This is a genomic window from Desulfovibrio fairfieldensis (assembly GCF_001553605.1).
Taxonomy (GTDB): domain Bacteria; phylum Desulfobacterota; class Desulfovibrionia; order Desulfovibrionales; family Desulfovibrionaceae; genus Desulfovibrio; species Desulfovibrio fairfieldensis.
This window is the reverse complement of sequence record NZ_CP014229.1, coordinates 1,965,629-1,987,471: the sequence shown is the minus strand read 5'-3', so window position 1 is coordinate 1,987,471 and position 21,843 is coordinate 1,965,629. Positions and strand designations below refer to the sequence as shown.

General features: G+C 64.2%; 15 protein-coding genes. All 15 read right to left on the bottom strand.

Annotated features, from left to right (window positions below):
- Positions 1-57 precede the first annotated feature (57 nt).
- Positions 58-939, bottom strand: a complete 882-nt coding sequence (locus tag AXF13_RS08485; RefSeq protein ID WP_062252576.1) for a DUF4123 domain-containing protein — start codon at positions 937-939, stop codon at positions 58-60.
- Positions 940-942: 3 nt separating this feature from the next.
- Complete coding sequence (locus tag AXF13_RS08480; RefSeq protein ID WP_223299884.1) at positions 943-2,982, bottom strand: type VI secretion system Vgr family protein; 2,040 nt, start codon at positions 2,980-2,982, stop codon at positions 943-945.
- Between the two features lie 57 nt (positions 2,983-3,039).
- Positions 3,040-4,119 (bottom strand): lytic transglycosylase domain-containing protein, encoded by a 1,080-nt coding sequence (locus AXF13_RS08475; RefSeq protein ID WP_062252574.1) that lies wholly within the window; start codon positions 4,117-4,119, stop codon positions 3,040-3,042.
- A 56-nt stretch (positions 4,120-4,175) separates the two neighbouring features.
- Positions 4,176-7,721, bottom strand: coding sequence for a type VI secretion system membrane subunit TssM (gene tssM / locus AXF13_RS08470; protein WP_062252572.1), 3,546 nt, complete (start codon positions 7,719-7,721; stop codon positions 4,176-4,178).
- Complete coding sequence (gene icmH, locus AXF13_RS08465; protein ID WP_062252570.1) at positions 7,718-8,725, bottom strand: type IVB secretion system protein IcmH/DotU; 1,008 nt, start codon at positions 8,723-8,725, stop codon at positions 7,718-7,720. The genes tssM and icmH overlap by 4 nt, the downstream gene beginning before the upstream one ends.
- A 3-nt stretch (positions 8,726-8,728) precedes the next feature.
- Positions 8,729-10,069 carry a type VI secretion system baseplate subunit TssK gene (tssK, locus tag AXF13_RS08460; RefSeq protein ID WP_062252568.1) on the bottom strand — a complete coding sequence of 447 codons (1,341 nt, stop codon included), beginning with the start codon at positions 10,067-10,069 and terminating at the stop codon, positions 8,729-8,731.
- Between the two features lie 68 nt (positions 10,070-10,137).
- On the bottom strand, positions 10,138-10,941 hold the full coding sequence (tssJ, locus tag AXF13_RS08455; protein WP_062252566.1) for a type VI secretion system lipoprotein TssJ: 804 nt from the start codon (positions 10,939-10,941) through the stop codon (positions 10,138-10,140).
- Positions 10,938-12,266: a type VI secretion system-associated FHA domain protein TagH gene (tagH, locus tag AXF13_RS08450; protein ID WP_062252564.1), complete on the bottom strand. Its 1,329-nt coding sequence runs from the start codon at positions 12,264-12,266 to the stop codon at positions 10,938-10,940. The genes tssJ and tagH overlap by 4 nt, the downstream gene beginning before the upstream one ends.
- Positions 12,250-13,839, bottom strand: coding sequence for a sigma-54 interaction domain-containing protein (locus tag AXF13_RS08445; RefSeq protein WP_062252562.1), 1,590 nt, complete (start codon positions 13,837-13,839; stop codon positions 12,250-12,252). The genes tagH and AXF13_RS08445 overlap by 17 nt, the downstream gene beginning before the upstream one ends.
- Entirely contained in the window at positions 13,836-16,511 is a 2,676-nt protein-coding gene (gene tssH, locus AXF13_RS08440; RefSeq protein WP_062252560.1) for a type VI secretion system ATPase TssH, read from the bottom strand. The genes AXF13_RS08445 and tssH overlap by 4 nt, the downstream gene beginning before the upstream one ends.
- A gap of 3 nt (positions 16,512-16,514) precedes the next feature.
- Positions 16,515-17,519: a type VI secretion system baseplate subunit TssG gene (gene tssG / locus AXF13_RS08435; protein WP_062252558.1), complete on the bottom strand. Its 1,005-nt coding sequence runs from the start codon at positions 17,517-17,519 to the stop codon at positions 16,515-16,517.
- Positions 17,516-19,291: a type VI secretion system baseplate subunit TssF gene (tssF, locus tag AXF13_RS08430; RefSeq protein ID WP_062252556.1), complete on the bottom strand. Its 1,776-nt coding sequence runs from the start codon at positions 19,289-19,291 to the stop codon at positions 17,516-17,518. The genes tssG and tssF overlap by 4 nt, the downstream gene beginning before the upstream one ends.
- Positions 19,288-19,677 carry a type VI secretion system baseplate subunit TssE gene (gene tssE, locus AXF13_RS08425; protein ID WP_062252554.1) on the bottom strand — a complete coding sequence of 130 codons (390 nt, stop codon included), beginning with the start codon at positions 19,675-19,677 and terminating at the stop codon, positions 19,288-19,290. Before tssE ends, tssF begins: the two co-directional genes overlap by 4 nt.
- 3 nt (positions 19,678-19,680) lie before the next feature.
- Positions 19,681-21,156 carry a type VI secretion system contractile sheath large subunit gene (gene tssC / locus AXF13_RS08420; RefSeq protein ID WP_062252552.1) on the bottom strand — a complete coding sequence of 492 codons (1,476 nt, stop codon included), beginning with the start codon at positions 21,154-21,156 and terminating at the stop codon, positions 19,681-19,683.
- A 101-nt stretch (positions 21,157-21,257) separates the two neighbouring features.
- Entirely contained in the window at positions 21,258-21,836 is a 579-nt protein-coding gene (tssB, locus tag AXF13_RS08415; protein WP_062252550.1) for a type VI secretion system contractile sheath small subunit, read from the bottom strand.
- Positions 21,837-21,843 lie beyond the last annotated feature (7 nt).

Here is a 21,843-nt window from a genome sequence, read left to right as displayed (position 1 = left end):
TTGCACGAATGGGATGACTCTCCCGCTTTTCCGTCAGCGGCTAAAAAGGGGGGACAACTAGACGGCATAGGGGGGCCTCCTGTTGTTCACGGCCTGCTCAAGAGCCTTGATTTTTGCTTCGGGCGACAGGTCGGCGCGCTCCAGCACATGGCGGGCGGGGGCGTCTACGTGGAAGCTCCAGGTGGACGCGATGGCCAGCTCCGCAAAGCGCCTGATGCTGTTATTGCTCAAAAAACCGAATTGTTGCGCTGTCTCCACGGTTTGGGCCACGTGAGCTTCAAAGTCTGGAAAATCCTCATCCGGCATCGCGGGGCGGTGCTCTGAGGCGAGATATGCCGCAAGCTCAAATATAAACAGACGCAGATGGGCGGCATCGAATTCTTCAATCTGTTCGTGGGCGATGCGCAAAGGCGGCGAGACCGGCACGCCCCTCTCCGGCCTGTGATACTTACGCAATTCAAGATTGCGGTAATCAAGGGCCGCAAAGCCCGTAATATTTTTTCCGAACAGGATGACTTTTTGCTCCGCATTGAATGCGCGCATGCATTCATGCAGGACATAGGGCTCATAATAGCGCAACCAGGCGGCTTCACCACTACTCAAGCGCACCTGGGCAATATCCCAGAGATGCGCGGTGAGAGTGCATAAATCCATGTTCTTTTGAGTGGTGACGAGAATGCCTGAGGATGGCAGATTTTCCGACACCTGCCTCAATGCCGCGTTGCATGGCCGCAAAAGGACGACACGCGGCAATATATTATAATGCTCCGGCGTGAGTGCCCCTTTTGCTAAATGCAACGATTGCAGATCACTTTGCTCAAGAAAGAAATGAAGATCCGGCCAAGTTGCCGGATCAAGCACGGCATAGACGAGCCGGTCTTCTTTGCACGCATCGGCTAGGTAGTTTTCCAGGTAATGAGGGGCGACCCGCAGGTGCATTTGTCATTCTCCTTGCAGGCAAAGCGCCTTTTTATTCTGTGCCGCGACGCCAAGGCACCCTGCTTTGGGCGGTGGCGGCACATCCGGCACTACGCTCCCTTCCGGCAGCAGGGGGTCTGCGGGCGTGCCGTCGCCAGGGCCGCCGCCGGAGTTGAGGCAGACGGCCGCGCCGTCCGCGCTGACGCCCGCGCCGTTGATGGTCAGCCAGCTTCCTCCGGCCTTGAGGGTCAGCTCGGCCCCGGCCTCCAGGACGATCTTGAGGCCGCCCTCCAGATGGATTTCCGTACCGGCCTTGCCCAGCCATTTGCCGTCCACTTGAGTATGGCTGTCCGCATGCACGGTGCGGTTGTCGTTGGCAAACAGCTCGGTTTTGCGCGGCTGTTTGAGCGTTTCGTGGGTTTCGCCCCTGGTCAGGGCGTAGGTGAAGTTGTCCACGGTGCGGTGCCGGTCGTGCAGGATGTGCTCTTTCCAGTCGTTCTTGACGTGGGCGTTCACGTCCTTTTCCGCATGCGCGTAGATTTCTTCCCGGCCTTTTTTGTCCTCCACCCGAAATTCGTTGAAGCCGCGCGCCTCGCCTTCGGCTCCCGGCGTGCTCATGGATTTGAACACCGTGCGCGTCTTGTGCGCGGGCAGCTCGTAGGGCGGCATGTTCAGCTCATGGTAGACGCGGCCCGTGATCAAGGGGCGGTCCGGGTCGCCTTCCAGAAAAGAGACCACGACCTCGTGGCCGATGCGCGGGATAGCCATGGTGCCGTATTTGCCGCCCGCCCATTCCTGAGAAGCGCGGACCCAACAGGAGGTCTTTTCATTGTACTGGCCTTCGCGGTCCCAGTGAAACTGCACCTTCACGCGGCCGTACTTGTCCGGATGGATTTCCTCGCCCTTGGGGCCGGTGACATGGGCCGTCTGCTTGTCGAGAATCAGGTTTTTGGGATGTTCCGGGGCCGGGATAAAACGGGTCATCTCCGGAATGGCCGTGACCCGCGAGGCATAGTGCAGGCCGCGCCCGTCCGGGGCCTCGTGCTCCAGCACGCCGGGCTGCCGCCCTTCGTGGCGCACGGCCACCACCCACCAGCGCGCGTTAAGGGCCTCGCGCGGGTGATCGTCAATGCTGAAAACATAGCTGGGCAGAAAACGGGCCACGTCCGAAGTGCAGTCGATCCACTGCCGGAAGGTCAACTGGCGCGACAACCGGAGCTTGGCGTAGCGCTCGCCGGGTTTGCGCAACTGGTAGAGATGCGGGTAGGCATACTGTTCCAGCAACATGCCGGGCGGAGCCGGAGCCTTGTCCTGTTCGCTTTCGTGGTCGCTGACTTCCAGGTCCAGGCGGGGCTTCCGGAAGTTCCATTCGCGGTAGGCGGCGGCATTGCTGTTGACGCTTTCGTGCAGGGCCAGGCGGTTGATGACCGCCGTATCCGGGCGCTGGCCCGAGCCGGGGAAAAAGCGCAGATCGCTCTGGCCGGGGATTTTGGGGCCGCCCTCGCGGTCGCAGAGGCAGAGGCAATGGGCATCGGCCTTGTGCTCAAAGTAGAAATAAATGCCTTCTTCCTCGCACAGGCGGGTAATGAAGTGCAGGTCCGTTTCGCCGTACTGCACGCAGTATTCGCGCGGCTCGTAGGCATAGCAGAGCTTGAAGGAAGCGGCATCGCCGGTGAAGCCCTGTTCCTTGAGGATTTGCTGGATGATTTCCACCACTGAGAGATTCTGGAAGATGCGGTGGTCGCGGATCTGGCCCAGAAACCAGAGGCGCGGCACCAGGGAGCAGCGGTAGTGGGTGAAACGGTTGGCGGTGTGGAGTTGCTCCATCTCCCGGATCAGGCCGTGGACCAGGCGCTCGCCGCCGCTGCGGTCGGCAATGGAAAGGCAGGCCGGGGTGCCCAGCAGGGCGGTAAGGTCCACGTTGGCCGAGCGGCTGACCAGCTCAATGCTGAACTCATACGGCTTGCAGACCTCCTCAAAGCCCGAGAAGGCGTACACGCCGAAGTCGCCGCTCTGGGCGGTGAAGTTGAACCAGGAGGCGTTGGCGGCAGGCATCTGGGTCATGGCGATATCCATATTTAATAAACTATAAATTATGCCGCATACTCAGGCCGGGCATGGTCAGGGTATGCGGGATATGCGGGGCAGGGCCCGCGGCGTCCCGGCAGGGGCGTCGTAGCTGCCTTGCATGGCCAGGCGGCGGTTTTCCGGCCTGTTGCGTGCTCTGTCTCCTCGCGTGTCCTTTTTGATGCTTTTTCCCATGGGCGCTGCTCCGGCCGCTTGCAGGGGCAGAAAGGTTTTTTCATTCAGGCCCAGTTCGGGGCTTTTGCCCAGAACCAGCACGGCCGCCGCGAATTGCGGCACAAAGCGCAATGTCTCTTCCCGCAGGGCCTGGGCGGCCGGGTCGTCGTTCCGGCATTTGCGGGTGATTTCCTCAAGGCTGTCGCCGTAACGGCGCACGGCCTTTTGCATGGCGCCCTCGCCGCAGTTATACGCGGCCAGGGCCAGGGGCCAGTCACGGAAAAGTCCATGGAGGTAGGCCAGATAACGGGCGGCCGCAACGGTGGATTTTTCCACGTCGAAACGCTCGTCCTTTTCTTTGCTCACCGTAAGCCCGAAACGCCGGGCCGTCTGCGGCATCAGTTGCCACAGCCCCGCCGCGCCCGCCGAGGAGACGCAGCGCGGCTCAAAAGCGCTTTCCACCAGGGGCAGGCAGGCCAGTTCGGCGGGCAGGCCCTGCCGTTGCATGCCTTCAAGAGCCACGGGCAGATAGCGCCGCGCCCGGCGCAGCACATGATCCGTGGTGCTCCGCCGTTCTTCCAGCAGCCGGTGCAGATAGCGGCGCACCGTGGTTTCCTCGGCGTGCGGGGTCCAGACATCCAGCCGGACCTCCGCGCTCAGGGACGCGTAATCCACCACGGCGGCCCGCTCCGTGCGGCGCAGCGGGCTCCACAGGGCGTGGGCGTCCCCCATGAAGCGCGGCACATGGATGGTCCGGCCGCCGTTGGCCGGAATGAGCACCCGGCTCATGGAGGCCACACGGGTCTGGGGCAGATCAGGATCAAGAGACGGGCCGTGGGCCCGGCAGGCCGCGAGACAGAGGCAGACGGCAAGCAGGAAGAAGCGCGCGCGGCCCGCGTGCTGGGGCGTTCGGGGGACGGCCCGGCGGGCCGGTCTGAAGCGCGCGGCAAAGTTCCTCATGTCCTGTCCGGCCCCGGCGGAGGAAAACCTCCGCCGGGGGCTCATGTAACAAGGTTTTATAGCAGGGATTGCGGCAGGTTGAACGTGCAGACCCTGGGATCAAAGGGATTCATCTTGTTTCTGAACTGGATCAGGAACTGGGCCCACTTGCCCTGCTGCTGCACTTCGATGAGGCAGGTGTTGCCCTCCTGGCGCTTGATGCCGCCGCCGCGCAGCAGGCGGAACAGGGCCCATTCGCCTCGGGTTGTGGTCTGGCTGCTGATGCCGTGCAGGTCTATGGTTTCCAGCATGGCCTGGGACGCGCTGTCCGAGGGCCAGGTAAACGAGGCCCCCTGCACCGGGCCGTGCATGTAGCTCAGATGCCTGCCGGCCGCGCGCAGATTGACCTGCTTGAGCGTGGCGTCCAGGGCGTGGGGTTCCATAAGGAAGGTGATGCCCAGCTCCCTGCCGGACATGAAGAAGGCTTCCTGCACCCGGTTGGCCTTTTGCAGGTTGATCACCGCCTGACTGGAAAGCGGCATGTACCGGCCCATGATGGGGCGCAGGGTGCCCGTGCGGGTGATGAAGGGCCGCAGATAGGTTTCGTGGAAGTTGTCCAGCACGCCGCCGCTGCGGAAGAAGGCGGCGAAATCGTCCAGGTTGGCGTCTCTGGACGCGCCTGGATCAAAGGGATAGCGGGCGTTCAGATTCTTGTCGTAAAGGGCGATGACCCGTTCCTGGTAGGCTTGGTTAATGCTGCGCGCGCCCCTGTTGAGCATGTCGCGCAGACCGCCAGCGGCCACGGTGGCGTACCAGCCGCGCACCGGCGCGGGCAGACGGCCCACGGCGCTTTCCAGGCTGCGCAGGGTGTCGTTTTTCTCGTCGGCCAGATCCAGCAAGGCGTGCAGCACGCGCTGTTCGCCCTGGTCGCTGGAAATGATCCCGGCGAAGTATTCCCCGGCTCCGGTCATGGCGTCCTGCACGGCCCGCAGCGCCGGGCCGGGATTGCCCTGTTCGTCCAGCAGGCTGTCCAGGGGCACAAAATACTGCCGCACGGCCTGGGCGTCGCGCTGGGCCGCCTCCAGGACGTCGCGATGCAGCTCCTCGGCGCTCTTGGCCGCCTGTTCTGTCAGGGCGCGGGCCATCTTGCCGCCGGTCTTGGAGGCCAGCTTCTGTTGCAGCTTGCGCTTGCCTTCCTCCTGCGCGGCGGCCTGCACGGCTCCGGGCTCCACGTTTTCCATGATCAGCCGGGTGTTGGCGCGTACCTCCCGCAGCGCCAGCACGGCCGGGGGCATGCCGGGCGTGAGCTCCTCGGCCAGCTTGCGGGCGTCGGCCATGCTGGCGGGCATGCGCACGCTCAGGTTTTTGAGGGCCTGGCTCCAGGAACTGGTATAATCGCGGAAGTACATGGTGCGCACTTCCTTGTAGACGTTGTTCATGTCCAGGGCGCTGAGCAGGATGGGATTAGCGCCGAAAATCCAGGTTTCGCCCGTCAGATTGCGGATGATGACCGGGCAGCGGCGGATGAGGTATTCCTCGTAGCCCTGGCGCGTGTACAGATAGTCCACGGGCTGGGTGTCGCCGTTGAAAGGCGACTGGCCGATGGCCGCGCGGAAGGTGAAGGGCGGTTTGCCGCTTTCCCCGGCTTCCTCGCGCAGGCGCTGGTAGGCCAGTTCCGCCAGAGGAATGCGCAGCAGGGCCTTGCGGGCCCGGTCCACCAGCTCCGCGTCGGGCTCGGCGGGCGTGATGCCGTGCGCCAGAAGATAGTCCATATGGCGGCGCAGATCCGCCTGTACCGGGGCCTGGCCGGAATAGTCCCCGGCCCAGACATTGGCCAGCCAGGGATCAAGGAATTTACGGTTGATGTGTTTGGGCTGGCAGAGCATGAGATAAGCCCTGAGCGCGTTTTTGAGTTCCATGGGATTGTTCAGGGCCGCTTCCACGCGCCGGGCCGCAGCCTGGCGCACCGGCGGCATGAGCCGCGCGTTGAGCGTGCCCAGGTAGGCCTCTTGCGTGGATTTCCGGAAAACGCGCCCCTGGTAAAGGCCGAGGCCGTAGCCGATGGCTGAATCCTCCTCCGGGTCATAGACGAAGGTGGCCTTCTCGATAATATTCAGCTCCGGCAGGGGCGTGCGGGACTCGTTGACCAGAGGGGCCTTTTTCTGCGCTCCGGAAAATCCGGCATAGGCCGCGTCCAGGGTTTCCACCCGCGAGTAATTGTTGATGAAACTCACCCCGAGAAAGGTTCCGGCCAGCAGAAAGAGCGCCGCCGCTGCCGCCTGCAGCCCATAGCGGCGCAGGCGCAGAGCCCAGATGTGTTCCTTGTCGGCATTGGCCAGGCGCGCTTCGGGAATGATCAGGCCTTCCAGCAGGCGCAGCAGGAAAAAACCCTTGGCGTAGTCGCCCACCGTGGCGTTAAAGCCGGTCTGGTAGCTCAGTTCTCCTTCCCGAGCCGTGGCGGCCACGATGTCCTGGGCCGAAAGCGCGCTGGAAAAGAAAAATCCCCGGAACATGACCGGACGGTGATAACGCGAGGGACCGAAGGCCTCGGTGATGAACTCCTCCATGCGCGAACCCAGGGCCGCCAGTTCTTGCGGAAAGCGGAACATTTCGCCGCGCGAGGGGACGTCCCGTTCCTGATGGATTTTGGTCACGATCTGGGCGTTGAGGGTCTGCATGAGATCCTTGAGTTCCGAGCGCACGCTGCCCGCTTCCATGACATCGGACTTGGCCGGGCAGCCGAAGATCTGCTCCCGTTCGGCACGGGAGAGATGGGCGAAAAACTGCGCGAAGCCCGGCACGGCGTCGCACTTGGTAAAGACAAGGTAGACCGGCACATAGGTGCGCAGGCGCTTGAGGGCTTCGCTGAGCCGCTGGCGGATGGTGCGGGCCAGATGTTCGCGCCGGGGCGCGTCGTTGTCGATGATGTCGCGCATGCTCACGCAGACGATGATTCCGTTGAGGGGCCTGGCCGGGCGCACTTTGAACAGGGCGCGCAACAGGGCGGTCCAGACCTTGTGGGCCGGAGAATCCGGGCGGCTTTCGGTATAGGCCCCCGGCGTGTCCACAAACAGGGCCTCGTTGCTGTAGAGCACGTCGCAGTGCTCCGTGGCTCTGAGCTGATAGAGGTGCCTGTCCGCCTGCTCGTTGAGCGGGAACTTGAGGCCGGAATTGAGCAACACCGAAGTTTTGCCGCAGTTGCCGCTGCCCAGCAGCAGATACCAGGGCAGGGCGTAGCGTGAACGGCCCTTGGGACCATAAAAATTGGAAGTGGTGACGGTTTTGACGGCGGTCTTCAGGCGTTCCCTGACGTGGCGCAGCTCGTCGCGCAGCTGCATCTTGTGCTCTTCAGCCTGTTCGTGGGCCCGGGCCGCGTCGGGATCGGCAAGCTCCTTCCTGCGGCGGCGCGAGGCTGAAAGAGCCACAAAGAGCCCCCAGCAGAAAATAAGCAGCACCGTGGCGACCAGGCGGGCAATAACTCCTTCCAGGGGAACATATCCCGCCACGGCCACCAGCGGTCCCAGCAGCCAGACCAGCAGGATGAGCAGCAGGACAAGGCCCAGGGCGAGCACCCACGGGGTTTTGAGCGCGTGCAGAAGGCTGCGGAAAAAGCGGGCGATCATGGGCGGACCTCCGAGGCGGGCGTAACAGGCGCATGGGACGCGGCCGGGGTGGGAACGGCGGCATTGTCCTCAACGGCGGCCGGAGCCGTCTCCGTTTGCGCCGTGGCATCCCCCGTAGCGGCCGGCGCGGGCGCGTCGGGCGCAAGGGGTGCGGAAACCGGGGCATGCCGGGCGAACTGGCTGAGCAGGGGTTCCGCCTTGCCGTTCAGCGTATGGGAGAAGCCCCAGAAAATGACGGCAATGCCGAAGACCAGCACGGCCCCGATGAGCCAGAGCGGCACATAGGCGTAGGTTTTGTTCTTGTGCGGCTCCACGCTGATTTTCTGGGCCAGATCCGGGCTGGGCTCGCCGCGCAGCAGGCGAATCTGCCTGTAGAGCTGGTCGCGCAGGGATTCCAGGGCCAGCGGGCCCCGGTCCTGCAAACGGTATTTGCCTTCAAAGCCAAGACTCAGCAGCAGGTAAATCAGTTCCAGCAGATACAGCCTGCTGGCGGGCTGCTCCATGGTGCGGCCGAGCACGTCGAAAAATATCTCGCCGCCCCAGGTGTCCTGGTGAAAGGTGCTGAGCAGGGAATGATGCTGCCAGTCGCCCTGAGCGCCCGGAATGGCCGAGGTGGTGACGCTCTCGTCCAGAGCCGTGCAGAGCAGGTATTGCGCGGCATTGACCTGGGCCTCGCTGACGCCCAGAGCCGAGGCCTGGGCGTTGAAGCCCCGGATTTCAGCTTCCAGGCGGATGCGCAGTTCTTCCAGATCGGCTTCACGCGCGTCGCGCAGGCGCACGATTTCCAGCAGCAGATGGGATGCCGCATTGACCAGGGGGTTGAGGCCCGGCGTGTATTCGTCAAAGGAGGTCTGCTGCGCCAGATAGGGCACATGGCGCGGGGCCTGCTTGCCGGGGGTCACGGCCACGGCCGTGAAGGGCAGTTCGGCGCTTTGGGAACGCGGCTCCTCGGTAAAAAGCACCACGGTCTTGTCCGGATCGGTAGCGGCGGCTTGCTGCGGCATGCTTTACTCCTTGATGGCCCAGAGTTGCAGGATGAGCCCCGGGAACGTGCCTGACACGTGCAGGGCGCAGCCGGTGGAGGCTTCCAGCTGCGCCCGCTGCTGGGAGGTGAAATCCAGCTGGAAATAGCTTTTTCCCGCGTGGAAGGGGATCTGACGGGGAGCCACGGGCATGGGATGTATTTTCACGCCCGGCAGATGCGTGTTGACCAGTTCGCGGATGTTTTCGGGCGTGCCGATCTTGATCTGCTTGGGCAGCAGGGCGCGCAGGCTTTCCTGATCCATGTCCGCCTGCGCCACCAGGACGAAGAGCGCCGTGCTGAGCAGGTTCTTGTCGTGGATCGGGGCCAGCTGGACGTTGTTCTTGCGCTGCTGCAAAGAAAGGAGCACGGCGTGCTGCTCCAGCACCATGCTCAGGGCGTAGCGGGCCTGCTCCATGAGCGCGGGGAAACAGTGGTACTGGGCCCCGTGGTCATAGTCCGCAAGGTCGTTGGGACGTTTGCCCCGCTCGGAAAACGTGGACAGCTCGCCCGCCAGCGACAGCAGCAGGCGGTAAAATTCTTCGGGGTGCAGGCCCGGCGTCCTGTCCAGATGCCGGAACAGGGGTTCCATGCGGTTCAGGCACTGCAACAGCATGAAATCGCCCAGTTCGGCGGTGCCGGTCTGCCCGGCGCTGCTCACGCGATTGGCGATGTGGTCGGCCCGGTGGGTCAGCAGGCCGATGATCTCGCGCAGATAGCCCGTGAGCGTGGGCGAGCCCTCCAGGTGCAGAAAGGTGGGCATGAACTCCTTGTCCAGAAGCACGCTCTTGTCCTGGCGGCACTCCACCACATGGGCCACGGGCATGGTCACGTAGCCCTTGAGATCCGAATCCTCCTCGAACATCAGGCGCATGTCGAAGCGTCCGCAGAGGATGCCCGTCTCGCTGCTGTTCTTTTCCTTGTAGGCATTGTGGTCGCGGATGCGCAGGGGCGTGCGGATATAGCGGGTGGAAAGCCCCGAGGTTTCCTCGTCCCTGGTTTCCGCGCCGCCTTCCACGGCCATGGGCAGGGCCAGCATGATCCGCTTGCCGGTGAGCCCCGGCACGATGTCCAGGGAAAGGGGCGGCTGACCGTGCCCGATCTCGAAAAGCGTGCCGTCCGGCAGCATGCCCGCCGCCTTGCTGAGCACCACCTTGCCGAGGTTGAGGTACTGCTCGTCAATGAGGAATTCGGTGAAACCCCAGGCATGGGGTTTGAGCATGGCCCCGCGCATGCGCAGCTGGGCGTCCACATGGCGGTCCTGCTGCTGAAAATGCACGGGGCTGACGCCCATGCCCTCGGTCCAGATAACCCGTTCAGGAAGCATGCCTTATTCTCCTGCGATACTATCCGGCCTCACGGCCTTGGCGGAATACAACACGGCTGCCGCGCGTCTCAGCGGGCCGTCTTCATGGGCGGCACGGCATAGGGCGCGGGCGCGGCCCGGCGGGAGCGGGGCCGCGTGTCGGACGTTCCGGCGGCCTTCACGGCGGCTCGGGTCTCCTCGGGTTCGGACATGCCGGGCGCGGCATCCATGTCCTCGGAAGGCATGCGCCGGTTCCGCTCCAGTACGTCCGGGTCCGTCTCCGGCGCGGGCCTGGGCGGCGCCGGCGGGGTTTCGTCCTCGTAGCTGGTCAGGGTCTGATCCGGCGAGGGCTCAGTCCTGACGGCCGTGCGGGCGGCGGGGAGTTCCGGCTCCGGTTCGGGTTCGTGTTGTTTCAGGGCTTCTTCCGGGTCCCAGCCCTTGGCTCTGGATTCGGGGATGACGATGATGCTGGCGTCGTTGAGTTCCAGGGCGATCAGGTTCTTGCCCTCGGCGTCGATGGGCCGCAGGCTGCGCCAGCGGGCGCGGTCCATTTGCCGGAATCCGGCCACAATGCCCAGAAAACGCGCGTCCGGACCTGGCAGATAGGTGATGGAGCGCGCCTCGCCGGGCACGAAGACCAGCTCGTCCGCTGCCAGAATGTCAGCGCCCAGCGTCTGCATGGGCTGGTCAAAGAGATTCTGGAAGTCGGCCTGGCGGAAGGCCAGACCGCGCCGCAGCTCATAGACCTTGACCACCACCGGCGAAGGGCGGCCCGAAAAATCCGGATTCACATTGGCCTGGCTGGCTACCAGCAGTTGGGCGCGCCCGCCGGAGCAGGCCGTCAGTGCGCAGATCGCCGTCAGTGCCGTCAACAACAGTGCGAATTTTTTCATTGTTGTGCTCCTTGCTTGGGACGCGCGCCCAGCGGGTTGAGGGTCCGGCCCTGCATTTCGTAGGCGCGGGCGAAATCCTGCAAGAGCAGGGCTTCCATACCTTCATGATCGTCGCGCAGAGCGCGGTGCATGCGGATGAAGGTCTGCCAGAGGCGCGTGGCCCGGCCCAGGCGCACCGGGCCGTTGATGTCCAGGCGGTTTTCCACGGCACGGGGCGAAATTTTGTCCAGCAGCGCCGCGCTGGCGGCGCGCGCTCCGGCCAGCAGGCCCATGTGGTGGCGGTGCAGATCATTAAAACCGTTGGTCATGGCCTTCACTGAAGGCATGACGCCCTTTTGCGGCGGCCCCAGCAGCGTCGCCAGAGCGGCTTCGGGCGAAGGGCTGAACTTCAGGGGATTGTTGTTGACCGCAAGGCCGGTGCTGGTGGCCGGAAGGCGCAGCTCGTTCTTGCATTCGGCGCGGTTGTGCAGGGCGCTGGTCATGCCGTCCACGGCGGCCGCCAGCAGTTCCGCAGCCAGCTTCAGCACGCGTTCCCGCTCCTTGGGCGAGGAAGGCGGCTCGGCGAAACCCAGGGCCTTGAAAAAAACATCTGTTTCCGGCACCGGCACGGAGCGGCTTTCCGGAGCTGTTTGGGGCGCCGCGGCGGCCTGGGTTTCAGAGTCGGCCTGTGGCGCGCCTGCAGCCGTTTCGCCGCCGAGTGGGCAGGCTTCGCCGCTTTCATCGTCGTTATCCGGTTCGGCATCCCAGTTTTCAGGGATCAACTCCTCCTGCTCGGGCACGGCCACAATGGGCTGCAATCTGCCCAGAAGCGGATCCGTGTGGTCCGCCGGCAGAACCGCCCTGGTCTGGCGGCCGCTGAGCAGGTCGTCGTATTCGCCCATGCGTTTGCGGGCCACGAGTTCTTCTTCCTGCTCCATGGCCGTGAGGGGATTCAGGGACAGGCCCTTGGGGCGGCTGAGGATATCTTCCACATCTTCGGGAGAACCGGCATACGCGCCGGGGTTGTGCAGCAGGCGGGCCATGATCGTGTACGCGCCGATGATGAAGCCCTCGCCGTGTTCGATGCGGTGACGGCTGTCCTTGCCCACGGGTTCGTGGGCCAGGGAGAGAAAGACGCCGTTGGCGCTGACGTCCTCGAGATAGAAGTGGCCGTCCTCAAAGGTGATCAACGCGTGCTGGCGGGAAATTTCACGTGATCTGTCCGGCAGAACCCATTCGCATTCCTCCGAACGGCCGATATAGCCCCCGGCCTCGCCGAAAACGTGCGAGACGGGAAAATTGGCTGAGAATTTCTGCCTGCTGACGATCTCAAACATAATATCCATAGGGCGCTCCGGAACGAGACAGTTGCCGCCGCTGAGGACGTGAGGCTTCCGTATTGTGGGGCGGGACCAGTTTTTTCAGCTTGGAAACCAGCGTGCTGCGCGGCAGATGCAGTTCCCTGGCGGCCTCTGTCACATTGCCGGAGCAACGCGCCAGGGCCCGCTTGATGAGCTTTTCCTCCAGCAGGCGCAGGCTCCGGGCCAGACCGCCGGACCGGAGGTCCTCCTCTTCCGCGGCGGGGGATTCCACGGGAGCGAAGGCCTCCGGCATCAGGCGGTCGGCGGCGGGATCGGCCATCACGGCCGCCGCCTGAATGCGGTTGCAGAGCTGGCGCACATTGCCCGGATAGTCCAGGCCGCCGAGCAGGCGCAGGCTCTCGGGCGTCAGGCTCAGGCCGGGACGGCGCAGCGTGCCGCGCATCTGAATCAGAAAATGTTGGGCCAGCAGCGGAATGTCTTCCGGCCGTTCGCGCAGGGGCGGTATGTGGATGTGCAGCCCGGCCAGGCGATGGTAGAGGTCAGACCGGAACGAGCCGGACTCCAGGACTTCGCGCATGCTTTTGTTGGTGGCGGCAATGATCCGGATGTCCGCCGGAAAGGTTTTGGAGCTGCCCAAGGGCCGCACCTGGCGGTCCTGGAGCACGCGCAGCAGCTTGGCCTGGAGCTCGGAAGGCATTTCGCCGATTTCGTCCAGCAGCACGGTGCCGCCGTGGGCGCTGCGCAACAGGCCGGGATTGTCGCTGTCCGCGCCGCTGAACGCGCCCTTGCGGTGGCCGAAAAGCTCGCTTTCCAGCAGATGCGCGGGCAGGGCCGCGCAGTTGATCTTGATGAAAGGGGCCGCGCGGCGCCGGCTGGCCGCATGCAGGGCCGAGGCCGCCACTTCCTTGCCGGTGCCGGTCTCGCCGGTAATCAGCACGGCCACGTCCGTGGGCGCGGCTCTGGCGATCTGCTCGCGCACCCGCAGAGTCGCCGGGCTCTTGCCCAGAAAAAAGGATTCCACGATGCGCAGGCATTGGGAGCCCTGTTCCAGGCGCGACAGATCCTCGTTCAGGCTGTGCAGCAGCAGATCCTCTTTTTGCCGTTGAAGGTGGGCTTCCAGCAGAAGCGCGCCCAGATCGCAGAGCGGCTGCGGATCAATCGCCGGGGCACGGTCCCGGCCAAAGCCCAGCAGCAGGCCGCCCAGGGAGCGATTTTTCCAGGCGGGCAGCGGCAGGGCCGTGAGGCGGGCGGCGGCCTTTTGCGGGCGCAACAGGTCCAGAGAGGGAAAGGCGGCGTTTTGCATGCCGTCGCGCACCGTGTACTCCGTTCCGGTTTGCAGGGAAAAGCAGACGGGATCCTGACTGCCGAGCGGCAGGGAATGCCCGCGGGGCGCGCTTGCGCCCGCGCCAGCGTGCCACACCGCGCGCAGCAGCAATTCCGTGCCCGTATAGTCCAGCAGAAAGACGCCGCAAAAATCAGCCTGGGCGGCGGTTCCGGCCAGGCGCGCCAGGCAGACGGCGGTTTCGGCCAGATCGGCGCAGGCCCGCAATGCCGTTGCGGCGGCCGGAGGTTCCGTGGGCTGGGTTACGGAATTCACGGCCTGGCCTCCAGCGCGCAGTTGAAAGCGCCGTTGGATGCATCCAGGGAAACGCGCAGGCCGCGCGGCGCGTTTTTTTCCTCCAGCAGGGAGGAAAGCAGGGCGGCGGCGATGCCCGGCAGCAGATGGGCGTTGATGATGTGGTCGATATTGCGCGCGCCCGTGTCCACGGCGTCGCAGGAGGCCGCGATATTGTCGGCCACGGCTTCGTCCCAGAGCAGGGGGATGCGGTGGCGCTCCATCAGGCGGCGGCCCACGTGCTCAAGTTTCATGGCCGTGAGCTCCCGTAGCGTGTCCTTGTTGATGGCGGCATAGGGCACCACGGTCATGCGGCCCAGCAGGGCCGGGCGGAACGCCTGGGTCAGCACCGGGTGCAGGGCCGCGCACAGGGTCGCGATGTCGGGCTTTTCCTCTTCCTCGCAGAGGGCGGCCACAATATCGCTACCCAGGTTGGAAGTCAGAAAGATCAATGTATTGCGGAAGTCCACCTCGCGTCCTTCGCCGTCGGCCAGCACGCCCTTGTCGAACATCTGGTAAAAAAGATGCAGGACGTCGGGATGGGCCTTTTCCACTTCATCGAAGAGCACGGCGGAATAGGGCTGGCGGCGCACCGCCTCGGTGAGGCGGCCGCCTTCGCCGTAGCCCACATAGCCCGGAGGAGAACCGATCAGCCGTGAAATGGTATGTTTTTCCTGAAATTCCGACATGTTGATGCTGATCAGCAGGCGTTCGCCGCCGAAGAGGGCGTCGGCTACGGCCAGGGCGGTTTCCGTCTTGCCCACGCCCGAAGGGCCCACCAGCAGGAAGATGCCCGTGGGCTGGGTGGGGCTGTTCAGACCGGCATGGGCGGAGAGGATGGTTTTCTCAATGATTTCCAAAGCCTGATCCTGGCCCTTGATGCGCTCGCGTAGGTTTGTGCCCAAATGCGAAAGCGCGGCGTCGCCCGCGCCGTCCAGCTTGCCCGAGGGAATGCCCGTCCATTCGGAAACGATGCCGGTCACCAGCTCCGGGCTGACCTCGTGAAAAACCAGGGGAGCGCCGTTCTGGATTTTACGCAGTTCTTCCCCGAGCACGGCCGAGCTGACGCTTTGGTCCTCTTCCGTGGCGGTCCGGGTTTCAGTCTCCGGCGCCTGGGCGGCGGCTTCGGATTGGCCGTCTTCATTCGCGGCGGCTTCGCCGGCGTGCTCCACGGCCCGTTGTTTCAGAATGGCTTCCACCATATCCAGTTCGCGCCGCCATTGCGCCTCCAGGGCCTCCGCGCGCGCCGCAAGTTCGGCGCAACGCTGTTGCAACGCGGCGTGCCGGGTTGCGCCGTCCTCGGGACAGCGCGCGGCCACGCCCTTGCAGCGGTCGCGTTCCAGGGCGTCCAGCTCGCGCCGCAACGTGGCCAGCTCTTCTTCCAGGGCTTCCAGGACCGGAGGCTTGGCGCCCAAGCTGACCTTCACGCGGGCACAGGCCGTGTCCAGCACGTCGATGGCCTTGTCCGGCAACCGGCGGCCGGTGATGTAGCGGCCCGCCAGCTCGGCCGTGCGGATCACGGCGTCGTCGCGCACATAGACCTGATGCGCCTTTTCATAATGCGGCACAATGCCGCGCAGGATGGTGACCGTGTCCGCCAGGGAGGGTTCGCCCAGTTTGACCGGCTGGAAGCGCCGGGCCAGGGCCGCGTCCTTTTCAAAATATTTCTTGTATTCGCTCCAGGTGGTGGCCGCGATGGTGCGCATTTCGCCGCGCGCCAGGGCGGGCTTGAGCAGGTTGGCCCCGTCGCCGCTGCCCGGCGTATTGCCGGATCCCACCAGGGTGTGGGCTTCGTCGATAAAGAGGACCGTGGGCACTGGCGCGGATTTGACCTCGTCAATGACCGCCTTGAGGCGGCGCTCGAACTCGCCCTTAACGCTGGCCCCGGCCTGAAGGCGGCCCATGTCCAGGCCCACGATGCGCACGCCCTTGAGGGAGTCGGGCACGTGGCCTTCCACGATTTTCAGGGCCAGTCCTTCCACCACGGCGGTTTTGCCCACGCCGGGATCGCCCACCAGAATGGGATTGTTCTTGCGGCGGCGGGCGAGAATGTCCACCACCAGGCGGATTTCCGGGCCGCGCGCGAAAACCGGGTCGATCTTGCCGTTGCGGGCTTCCTCGGTGAAGTCCACGGCGTACTGGGCCAGAGCCCCGCCCCCGGCTTCGCCCTCGTTCCGCTCCGGTCCGGCGGGATGCCGCTCTTCGTTCAGGCCTTCCAGCTGGCGGAGCAGGGCGTCGGCGGATATTTCCTTGAGCTCCCTGTAAAAGGGCAACGCGCCGTAACGCACGGGATTGCGCAGCAGGGCCAGCACCAGCGCGCCCGTGTTGATGCTCTCCTGCCGCAGCTCAAGGGTGGTCAGCAGATAGGCTTCCTGCAACAAGTGGTAGAGCAGGGGGGAAAAGGACGGGCGGCCCGTGTGGCGGCCCGCGGGCGGGCGGTTTTTGGCCAGAATTTCGCGCAGGACTTCGGCATTGCGCTCAAACTGGGCCAGAATGTCCCGCATATCGTCCAGCGGCAGCAGGCATTCCATATAATCGTCAATGGTGATTTCATAACCGCCGCGCGCGGCGCAATTGACGGCGGCCTGCTCCAGGGCCTCCCGGCAGGGGATGTCCAGAGCTTCAAACAGGGCGGCGAGACTGACGGTGGACATGGCTCACAACTCCCTGTGATCGGTTTCAAGCGTCACGACGCCGTTGCCGCCTTCCCCGGCCCATACGGACCAGCCCAGGCGGCACTGGTTGTGCTCTTCCAGCCGCCAGGGCCTGATTTCATCGGGCAGCAGGCGGAGTTCCAGGTCAAAGTCCAGGCGGGAGCGCAGCACGAATTTGACCAGGGTCTGCAAGGCGGTGAAATCCTTGCCGCAGGGCAGAAAATCGTTGAAGCGCTCCCAGGTGAGATCCGTCACCCGGATGCGGAATTTGCCCGTCTGGTCCGGCACCTCGCTGCCGAGGATGAAGTCCAGATTCAGGCAGTCGTTGGCCGCGCCCAAGCGGGTTTGCTGGTCTTCGGGCACGGCCACCCAGCGTCGGATGCAGGGCACGATGGCGATGTGCTCGTGGCGGAAATAGTGGCGCAGAATGCTTTCCAGCGACCCGGCTGATTCGCCGTTAAAGGCGATGAGCCCCATATAGGCCATGAGCCGGGGCCAGTTCAGGCTTTTGGCCCGGCGCAGGTCGGCATGCCCCAGCCCGATGAGCCCGAAGAAGCGGCTGGAGAGCCTGTCCGTGGCTCCGGACTGGTACTGGGCGTAGTAGCGGTACTTGTGCCAGGTCTCATAGAGGAGATCGATGAGGCGCTGGTGGAAAATATCAAAAAAGTCCCGCAGGGCCTCGTTTTCGTCCTGATGCTGGGCCACATGCTCGGTGAAGTAGGCGGGCAGGGGCGAAGCCGCGCCGTGCAGGCCCATGAGATTGAGCACCATCTCCGCCGTGGGCGGCCCGTCTTCCCTTTCCCCTGCTTTCAGGGCCAGGGCTGCGATGTCGCCGGGCGGAAAGGAAAGCTCCGGATTGACCCGGAAGCGGAAGGAATCCGGCCCCGGTTCGTGACCTCCCGCGCGCATGCCGCGCGCCACGATGCGCACGGCCTGGGCGAAAGCATAGGCCCCGGGCCGGGCCGTGAGGTCTTCCAGAACCGGAGCTGCGGGCACGGCGGAGGTCATAGGCTGATTCTCCCGAGCCGCGCCGGCCAGCGGTATTCCTCGCCGCGCGAAGCCTCCTCGATGGTCAGCTGATGGAAGCTGTTTACCGTGGCGTAGAGCGCGAAAAACTCATTGAGCACCGAGCCGAAAAGATACATGGCCCCCTCGGCGCAGAAGGCGCGCTGGTCCAGCACCAGGCGGGTCCGCGCGCCGCGCACCGGCAGGCCGCCGTAGATGCGGTCCGATTCGGAGCAGTGGATGCGCAGCATGCCCTTGAGGGTTTTTTCCAGCATGCGGGCGCGCGGGCGGTCATGGCGGGCGCGGAAGTCATAGGCCGCCAGCACGGCGCGCAGGGCGGACACGTCGGTGAGAGAGACGTAGTTCAGCGACATGTTGGATAAAAGCCGCCAGAGGATGTCCCCTTCCAGGGGAGGACTGAACGAGGGCACCACTGGCGTAATGTTGGCAAAACGGACGGCGTCCGGCGTATTGTCGGCATGGACGCGGATGTCGCCCATGCGCAGCTCGTGGGGCAAAAGGCGGTTGGTGCAGGTCAGCTCCAGGGAAATGGTCTCGCCCTGGGGCAGGGCCGCGCTGTCGGCCGTGTGCACGATGGAAATGTAGGTTTCCGGGCATTCGTCGTGGTGCGAGGGACGCAGCCGCAGACGGTAGTAGGCGTGGTCGCCGGATTCGCCTGTGTCGTGCTCAAAGGACTCAAAGGAGAGATAGCGGCGGCTGTGCCTGTCGTCATGGCCCCAGGTGCCCACGCTGTCCACGCTGTACACGGCATAGTGATAAGGACGGCGGGGGTCGGGCACCACGCGGTATTCGCTTTGGCGCTGGTCCAGGGTCAGGGGCGAGGCGTCCATGCTGAAGAGATTGACCACCGGCGTGCAGAAGAGATGCCAGTTGTCCGCCCTGAAGGACTCATACTGCTCCGGCAATTGGTCCAGCACGAAATGCAGCTCGAACTCCTGCGCGCCCGGAACGGTTTTGAGCCTGTCGCCGTTCAGGCCGCGCTCCAGGCCGGAAACTTCCACAAAGAGAAATTTTTCGGGAAAACAGAAATATTCCTGAAGGATGCGATAGCCGGGGAAAGTATTGGCCGGGTAGGGGTACATGCCCTCGTCTTCCCGGAAGCCCACGGCGCGGATGGATTCCCTCGCGGGCAGAACGGCGGCGGTATGCTCCTCCAGCTTGGCGTCGTGCAGCACCACCCGCACTTCCCTGGTGCGCGCGACCATGGAAAAATAAATGGTGTGGGCGATGGCCGGTTCGCCGCTGATGAAAAAGCGCAGCCGTTTGAGCGGCAGATTTTCCAGGGACGCGCCCTGCGCGGCGATGCGCAGCACCAGGCTGGCCATGCCGTCGCGCTCGCGCACGCTCTGGTCCACAATGCGCAACGGCAGAATTTCGGTGTCGTAGACTGTGCGGAAGCGGCAGCGCAGCCCCCGTGTTTCCACGGATTCCACTTCCGTGCCCTTGGGGATGGTCACCGCGCCGGAGATATTGTCGCCGGGCATGTAGCGGATGACCGAAGCCGCCGGGATGGGCCGCAAATAGTTGGGCCAGAGCAGATTGAACAGGGAGTGGGTGATCTCCGGCAGCTCGTCGTCCAGTTTCTGGCGCAAGCGGCCCGTGAGAAAGGAAAAGCCTTCCAGAATGCGCTCCACGTCGGGATCGCGCCCCGGCGTGTCCAGAAAGGGGGCCAGCGCCGGGTTGCGCTGCGCGAATTCCTTGCCCAGAGTGCGCAGGGCCAGCAGCTCGTCCTGATAGTAGACGTTGAAGCTCATACGCCGCCCCGCACTTTGTCGCCGTTCAGGGAGATGCTCCATTGCCAGGGCACGGTGGTGCCGTCGGAGCCCACCTTGAGCGCCGCGATGCGGAAACCCATGGCAAAGAGCGATTCGGGCAGGGCCTGATGGCTGACTTCCACGTCGGTCAGGCGGGGCTCATAGCGTTGAATGCATTTTTTGACGGCGCGGCAGGTTTCGAGAATCAGTTCCGCGCGGGAGAGAGTCAGGTCGTTGAGGTCCGGGAGCCCGTAGTCCGGCAGGGCCTGCACGGAGCCCTGCCGCGCGGTGAGAAGACGCAGGAGGTGCAGACGAATGGATTCGTCCTCGCTCATGCGTGCGCCCTCATCGCCGCGCGTCAGACGGTCAAACAGGCTCCCGGCCATGGCTCAGTCCTTTTCCAGTTTGCCGACCAGAGACAGCGTGAAATACGCGCCCATGTACTTGAAGTGCGGACGGATGCTCATGCTCACCCGGTACCAGCCCGGATCCCCTTCCACGTCGCTGACCGTGATGCTGGCTTCGCGCAGGGGGCGGCGGCTGCGGATGTCGGAGCTGGGATTTTCTTGGTCGGCCACAAACTGGCGGATCCAGGTGTTCAGTTCCCGTTCCAGGTCCACGCGTTCCTTCCAGGAGCCGATGTGCTCGCGCTGCAAAACCTTGATGTAGTGGGCCAGGCGCGAAACAATGAAAAGATAGGGCAACTGCGCGCCCAGGCGGTAGTTGAGCTCGGCGGCCTTGCCCGCTTCGGAGATGCCGAAGTACTTGGGTTTCTGGCAGGAGTTGGCGGAGAAGAAGGCGGCATTGTCCGAGCCCTTGCGCATGGTCAGGGCGATGAAGCCCTGTTCGGCCAGCTCGTATTCGCGGCGGTCGGAAATGAGCACCTCGGTGGGGATCTTCATTTCGATGTCGCCCAGGCTCTCGTAGAGGTGCACGGGCAAATCCTCCACCGCGCCGCCGGAACGCGGGCCGATGATATTGGCCGCCCAGCGGTACTTGGCGAAACTTTCCGTGATGCGCGTGGCAAAGGCAAAGGCCGCGTTGCCCCAGAGGAAGTTGTGGTGGCTGTCGTCCACATTTTCCTTGTAGACAAAGGCCTTGACCGGGTTTTCGTCCGGATCGTAGGGCTGGCGCAGCAGGAAGCGGGGCAGGGCCAGGCCCACGTAGCGGGCGTCTTCGGATTCACGGAAGGACTGCCATTTGGTGTAGCGCGTGCCGCTGAAGATGTCCTGAAGGTCCTTGAGGGCGGGCAGGCGCTCAAAGCTGTCCTTGAGGCCGAAGAAACCCGGCGCGGCGGCGCCGATGAAAGGCGCGTGGGCCATGGTGGCGACCTTGGCCAGGTTTTCCAGCAGGCGGAGGTCCACGGCCGTGGGCTCAAAGTAGTAGTTGCCGATCATGGCGCCCACGGGCTGGCCGCCGAACTGGCCGTATTCCGCCGTGTAGACCTGCTTGTACAGGTTGGACTGGTTGATTTCGGGCGCGTCGAGGAAGTCGTCCAGCAACTCGTCCTTGGTCACGTTGAGCATTTCCACGATGACGTTCTCGCGGAAGTCCGTCCTGTCGGTCAGCAGCTTGAGCCCGCGCCAGGCGGATTCCAGGGACTGGAAATCCGGATGGTGCAGAATGCAGTTCATGAAGGCGCCGAGGCGGCGGTCGATATCCGCGATCATGCGGTCGACCATGCCCTTGTTGACCTTTTCGTCCATGTTGACGGGCTTGAGCATTTCTTCCACGACCGCGCCGATGCCGAGGCGCGCGTCTTCATAGCCGTCGTCCTGAGGGGTGATGTTGGTCTCGCTGATGATCTGCGCGAGCAGTGACCCCGCGTGTATCGTATCGTGCTGGCGCTCCTGTACTTGACTCATAACGGCATGCTCCTTGGAGATATGTGCGGCAGCGGGGCTGCCGGAGGTATCCGCGTTTCCCGGCCCTGGGCGCCGGGGCATCATTCAGGCGGCTACGGGCTTCAGGCCTTGGGCTCCTCCGCCTTTTCGGGGGCCTGGGGCTTGTTGCCCGCGCCCTTGGCGCGTTTGGGCGGCGCCAGGGAAAGGTCCACCCCGGCCTCGACCAGCTCGCGGCGGATTTCCTCACGCTGGCGCGGATCTTTGACGATTTCCTCGAACGATTTGCGGAAGCTGGGGATATTGCCCATGGGGCCCTTGAGGGAAACCAGGGCGTCGCGGATCTGCATCAGCTTTTGCGTTTCCGGAATCTGGTCCAGGATGTTGCCGGGCTCGAAATCGCGCATGGAGTTGAAATCCAGCTTCACGGGGATGTCGCGCTCTTCGTCGCCGTCCTGCAGCATGTTGGGCACGGCGATTTCAAGGGTGAGCTTCTGGTTGGCCATCACGTCCGCGAAGTTGTTTTTGTTGATGGAAACAGGCTTGCGGTCCAGAAGACTTCTGGGGTCATGGCGCTGCAAAAAGTCGCCCATCACCATGACCTTCATGGGCAGCTCGATTTCTTCCACCGCCCCGCCGGTAGCCGGTTTGAAGGTGACGTTGATGCGCTCTTTGGGTGCGACGGACGATTCTTTCCTGGCCATGTGTGCC